This window comes from Roseivivax jejudonensis (assembly GCF_900172265.1).
GTDB classification, from domain to species: domain Bacteria; phylum Pseudomonadota; class Alphaproteobacteria; order Rhodobacterales; family Rhodobacteraceae; genus Roseivivax; species Roseivivax jejudonensis.
In genome coordinates this window covers 163,549-169,629 of the sequence record NZ_FWFK01000006.1, presented here as the reverse complement: position 1 = coordinate 169,629, position 6,081 = coordinate 163,549, and the positions used below count along the sequence as shown (strand labels likewise).

Below are 6,081 nucleotides of genomic sequence, written 5' to 3'. Positions count from 1 at the left end.
CAAAGCAGTATTGTTGCCTGCAGGGACACGCGCAGGCGGTACGGAATTACGGATCGCTGTTCGGCACTCGCAGCCGTAGTGACGCCCGAAATCGGACGTCGCCCTAAGGCGCTGGAATCGCTACGAGACACACCGGTCTGGTGGCGGCGCCCTCGTGAATCGGACGCAACCTGATCGCAATAAAATTTGCTCCGGCGCTTATGGCGCGCCGCTGTCGCAAGTCGTCTGACCAGCAGGGCTGGCCTGTGAACAACTCGATCTCTTGCCGTTAACCATTCGGTAACGACTCGATCCTGTCCGGCAACTGAAAAGTGGCTCACTTACGCGTCATCTGGCCGCAATGCCGCCGCTGGCGTGTCAAAATCGCGCCTTATTCTCGTCTAGATTGCTGAGATGCTCGGATCTGCACCGCGGATTGAAATGATTCGATGCGAATAAATATTCCAAAGCGCCCGAGTCGTGCTCGGGGCGACGACTGATTCGCCGCTATGTCTAATATCTATTGACGACGAAATGGCTCTGAATTGTTCTCCACCCCACAACCATAGGAAGAACTCTTTTTATACAACTCTCGTCGAATTGCGCGCGCGACGGTGTGGTTTCCATCGAACGACCCCGCTCCCCCGATCCGTGCGACCGTGACGCGGGCCGAACATCGGGCAATTGCGATCCAGCGCGGGCCGGGTTGCGCCGTCTTGGCCTTGCAAAAAAGGGCTCTCGGCGGCGGCGGCCGGTCGCCTGAAGACCGCGCACACCCTGCCAGACGCCTGGTCCCGTCGGTCCGATCTGACTATTGTTGCTATTTTGAGAACAATTGAATGCATTCGGCTTCATTGTGCAATTGAATATGAAATCCGCGAGGGGTCCGAGGTCCGTCATTCGCCCTACCCCGGGGTCGTGAGGAAGGCGCACGAGCCGGTGTCGGTATTGTTGGCCTCGTTCGACTCGGCAATGGCCATCATCGAGTCGGCCTCGATTCGGAATCGGCACGCCTCGCCCTCCGAGTCGCCGAAGCAGCCGTCGGGGATCGGGAAGTCGTCCACGTCGGTCTGACCGGGCGCGAGGTCGGGCGTCCCGGTGACCGGGTCCGCCAGGACGGGCGGCGGCAGCTCCCCGTTCCGCCCGAAGATGACCCGGATGTTCGACGGTCCGCCGGCGGCCACGTCGCCCTGGTTGCGCACCCGGACACGAACGTGCGTCGCTTGGCTCAGGTCCTCCGGAGCCAGGCAGTAGGCATTGTTGCCGAATACGCCGTCGTCCTCGAAGGTCGGCTCGGGCAGGAGATCCGGCCCCTTGGCCGGCGGCGGCGGCGGGGGCACGCGCCGCTCGCGGATCTGCTCCACGTCGATCGTCGGCGCGGCTGCGGCGATCCCGCCACCGTTGCCGCCGTCGCCCCCATCGCCGCCGTCCCCACCGTTGCCACCGCCACCGCCGCAGCAGCCGCCGCAGCACCCACAACAGCCGCCGTAGCAGCAGCCGCCCCCGCAGGACCGGTCACGACACGAAGCCGACGGGTTGCGCAGGTCGTCCGGGCCCCCGGCGCCCGGCCCGCTGCCGGCCCCCGCCAGCGGCAGGCCGGAGGTCGAATAGACGGCCGTCACGTCGAGGCTCCTGGGGCTGGTGATGACCACGAAGCCCTCGAAATAGGGCGACGGGGCCTGCCCGCCGAAGGCTTCCGCGATCAGCAGGTCGCAGTTCGTCTCGAGCGCGCGCAACGGATCGAGCGTGTCGAACCCGAGGCCATAGGTCTCGCCCTGGATCTGCTTGTCGGGCGGGAAGCTCACCGCCAGCCGCTTGTCGAAGCGCACCGTCTCGAGATCCGGATTGAGCACGTTGACCGTGGTGCCGTAGACGCCCGCGCGCAGCCGCAGGTCCTCCGCGTCCTCCTGCCGCCCGCAGACGACCTTGGCCGCGTAGCGGAACCACGGCTCCTCCGCATCGTCCGGATCGCCGTCACCGTCGAGGTCCGTGCCGTCGACGCGCATCGCGACATAGGTGGCGTTGTTGGCCTCGAACCCCTCGACGATATCGTCGGTCTCGTCGACGATCACGCCGAGGTATCCGTCGCCCTGCGGAAGATCGATCGGAAGCTCCACCGTAAACCGCCGCGTGTCGGGGTCGTTGCGCACGAAGTCGAGCGTCGTCCCCCCGAGCCGCCGGTCCATCGTGGTGATGGTGTCGTCGGCGGACCAGTAGAAGCCGATCTCGACTCCCTCCTCCAGCGTGCTGCCGAGGTTCTCGTAGGTGAACACGGGCTCGACCGTCTGGCCGGCCGCGGCGACGAAGCGCGGCTCGAACTCTCCCGGCACCGTGTCGAGAACGTCGCCGTCGACGCCGAAGACCTCCGTCCGGCGGTGATCGCCGAATCCGTCCACGCAGGCGTCATGCCGCCAGTGCGACACCGCGACGTCCGGAGAGCTCAGGGTCGGCGGCCCGGCATCGCTGTAGATATCCACGAGGCCCGCGATCGTGTCCTCGCCGAGATAGACCCCCGCATCCGAACCATTCGTCCAGAAATGCTCTTCGAAGCTACCCGTCGCGCTGTAGGTCCCACAATCCTGCAGGAACCCGGTCAGGAACGCCAGAGACGCCAGCGCGACCGGCGGCACCGATCGCTCGTCGGGATCGTCGCCATAGGCAATGTAGTCCCCCTTGGCGTCGGTCTGGACCCAGTTCGTGGTGGCGTTGAAGACCACGTCGCCCTCGACGATCCAGCAGCTTTCGATGACCATGCTGTAATAGAGGATGATCTCGTCGTCCGGAAAGATCGCCGGGTCGAAGGCCCTCCAGACATCGTTGTGCCCGTTGCCGAAGCCCACGGTATGGTTGAGATCCGGCTGCACACCGAAATAGCGGAGGTTCGTCGGGTTGCGGTTGAAGGCGGCGATCGCCTCCTCGAACTCCCCGGTCGGATCGCCGTTGAAACTCTGCGTTTCGAACAGCGGGTTCAAGGTCGATCGTTCGATCGGCCGGTTGTCGTCGCACACATACTGTATGAGATAGGCGTGCGCGCGCTCGGGCAGGATCAGCGCCGCGACGAGCGCGATGATGGCGAGAGCCCGAATCATGGCGTCACCTCCAGGACGGGATTGCCGCCGTTGCGCTCGAGCAGGACCTGCTCGCGCGTGCGCTCGCGCTGAACGACGGGCCCGGACGGGCGACTCGGCGGCTGGCGCGCCTCGGTCGCGGCCGGCAGGCTCACGCGGAACGGCGCGTCGGCGGACAGCGTGCGCTCGGCGGCGGGCGCCGCCGGCGCGGCATCGGCAAGGGTCTGCACCCGCCGCAGGAACGCGGCTTCGGAGACCGGCGGCGCCGCGGGCGGCGATGGCCGCGCCCCGCGCCGCGCCACCCCGATCGTCTGCGGCCGCGACAGCACGCGCAGCATCGCGCCCATCCGATCGCGCTCGGCCTCGGTCAGGTCGGACGCGTCCAGTTGCGCGCGCAGCTCCCGCAGGCGGCGTTCGGGCGCGGCGGGCACGTCCATCGCCACCTCCGCGTCCCCCAGCGCGTCGGGGCCGTGGCGTGTCCGGCCGTCGGATCCGATCCGCACGGCGAGGCCGAGGCTGGAATAGACCGCGCCCTCGGCGATCCGGAACCGCCCCTGCCCGCATCCCACGAGCGGACAGAACGCCGCGCCGTTCCCGCGCACGAGCAGCAGGTCACGGTTTCCGACGCGGAACATCGGCGCCAGCGGGTTGAGGCTCACGCGGCCGCTCGACGGCGAATAGCCACCCGCGAAGCGCAGCGTGATCCGCGCGTCCTCCCACGCCCCGCGCAGGACGCGATCGACAGTATAGGTGACGAAGGTGAACGGCAGGTCCGTGCCCTCGGGCGCGTCCTGTGGCTCGCGGTACTCGATCGATGCGACTTCGCCGACAAACACGAGGTTGGCCCGCGCCACCGCGTCCTCGAACGGGATCGCCCCGGTCTGTGCAGGGGCGGCGAGCGGCAACATGAGGAACGTGACGAGCGGCCCGAGCAGGGCCAGGGAAATCCGTTTCATCTGAAAATCTCCGGCAGCGAGGCCGCGCGCCCGGGGCGGTGAAGACAGTCACCGGTCGGCGACCCAAGGAAACAACTTTGAGGCGATAGGAAAAGAAAAACGAATCGTATGCGTTGTCACAACGATATCACGGATAACGAAATCGATCGACCCGAACGCCCGCCGCAGGGGGATCTCTGCCGATGCCGCGCGGGCCCTGCCGCCCGCCGATCGCAGGCCCGAGCCCTCGAGCGGCCGGCGCCGCCCGCGCCGATCCGCTCGAAACCGCCCAGATTGCAGGCAGGCGGCGCGGTATCCCGCGTCAAGTGCGCAAGGATCACGCGCGCGCCGGGGGCTCGCATCCTTGTCATCATACGCCGATCGTCCAATAGTCGACCGCACGAGAGAGTTTCGCGACACGAAACCGAGATCAGGGAGACGTTCATGAACTACCGCTATCCCGCCCGCGCCGGGGCGCTCTTGGCCGCGACCGCGCTGTGCGCGCTGCCGGCCTCGGCCGAAACGCTGCGTTGGGCCCGCGCCGCCGAGGCGCTGACGCTCGATCCCCATGCCCAGAACGAGGGGCCGACCACGACGCTGATGCAGCAGGTCTACGAGCCGCTGGTGATCCGCAACATGCAAGGCGAGATGGAGCCGGCGCTCGCCACCGACTGGGCGCCGTCCGAGGACGATCCGAACGTGTGGGTCTTCAATCTGCGCGAGGGCGTGACCTTCCACGGCGGCGAAACCTTCGACAGCGCCGATGTGGTGTTCTCGCTGAACCGCGCCCTGTCCGAGAGCTCGAACTTCAAGGAGCTTCTGTCGGGTGTGACCGAGGTGCGCGCCGACGGCCCCAACACCGTCGAGGTGGTGACCGACGGGCCGAACCCGCTCCTGCCCAACAACCTCACCAACATCATGATGATGGACGAGGGCTGGGCGACCGAGAACGATGCGACCGAGGTGCAGGACTACGCGGCGGGCGAAGACACCTACTCCGCGCGCAACGTGAACGGCACCGGGCCCTACACGCTCGAGAGCCGCGAGGCCGACGTGCGCACCGTGCTCGCCGCGAACCCCGATTACTGGGGCGTCGACGAGTTTCCGCTCGCGGTGTCCGAAATCATCTTCACCCCGATCCAGAACCCCGCGACGCGCGTCGCGGCGCTCCTGTCGGGCGAGGTCGGCTTCATCCAGGACGTGCCGGTGCAGGATCTCGATCGTGTGCAGGAGGCCGACGGGCTCGAGGTCATCACCGCGCCGCAGAACCGGACCATCTTCTTCGGGCTGAACGTCGGCGCCGACGACCTGTCGAGCGACAACGTCGACGGCGCGAACCCGCTGGCCGAGCCGGCCGTGCGCGAGGCGATGAACATCGCGCTCAACCGCGAGGCCATCCAGCAGGTCGTGATGCGCGGCCAGTCCGAGCCGACCGGCGTCATCATGCCCCCGCCGGTCAACGGCTGGACCGAGGCGCTCGACGAATACCCCGAATACGACGTCGAGGCGGCGAACGCGCTGATGGAAGAGGCCGGCTACGGCGACGGCTTCACCATCCAGCTCGATTGCCCGAACGACCGCTACGTCAACGACGAGGCGATCTGCCAGGCGGCGGTCGGCATGCTCGCGCAGATCGGCATCACGGTGAACCTCTCGGCCGTCCCGCGCGCGCAGCACTTCCCGCTCATCGCCAACGAGGAGACGGATTTCTACATGCTGGGCTGGGGCGTTCCGACCTACGACAGCGAGTACATCTTCAACTTCCTCTTCCACACCAAGGGCGAGGATCGCGGCAGCTGGAACGCCACCGGCTTCTCGAACGAGGAGATGGACGCGATGATCGTGTCGCTGTCGTCGAACGTCGACACCGACGCGCGCGACGCCGACATCGCCACGCTGTGGGAGATGGCGCAGGCCGAGACGATCTACCTGCCGATCCATCACCAGATCCTGAACTGGGGCATCTCCGAAGAATGGGAGACTGTCGTGGACGCCGACGACCAGGTGAAGTTCAAGTACTTCGAAGCCGGCGAGTGACGCCGTCTGACCCGATCAAGGGACGGCCCCCGCGGGGGCCGTTTTCGCTGGACCCGAAAGGA

General features: G+C 67.0%; 3 protein-coding genes. 1 reads left to right on the top strand and 2 read right to left on the bottom strand.

Annotation, left to right across the window (positions count from 1 at the left end; all coding sequences use genetic code 11):
* Window positions 1-884: 884 nt before the first annotated feature.
* A complete protein-coding gene (locus ROJ8625_RS21220) occupies window positions 885-3,068 on the bottom strand; it encodes a hypothetical protein (protein WP_085792992.1) in 2,184 nt (727 codons plus the stop codon).
* The gene (locus ROJ8625_RS16315) at window positions 3,065-4,003 is read right to left on the bottom strand and encodes a hypothetical protein (RefSeq protein WP_085792991.1); all 939 of its coding nucleotides are present in this window, start codon (window positions 4,001-4,003) and stop codon (window positions 3,065-3,067) included. Before ROJ8625_RS16315 ends, ROJ8625_RS21220 begins: the two co-directional genes overlap by 4 nt.
* Before the next feature lie 423 nt (window positions 4,004-4,426).
* Between ROJ8625_RS16315 and ROJ8625_RS16310 the strand changes: the two genes are divergently transcribed.
* The gene (locus ROJ8625_RS16310) at window positions 4,427-6,019 is read left to right on the top strand and encodes an ABC transporter substrate-binding protein (RefSeq protein WP_085792990.1); all 1,593 of its coding nucleotides are present in this window, start codon (window positions 4,427-4,429) and stop codon (window positions 6,017-6,019) included.
* The last annotated feature ends 62 nt before the right edge of the window (window positions 6,020-6,081 follow it).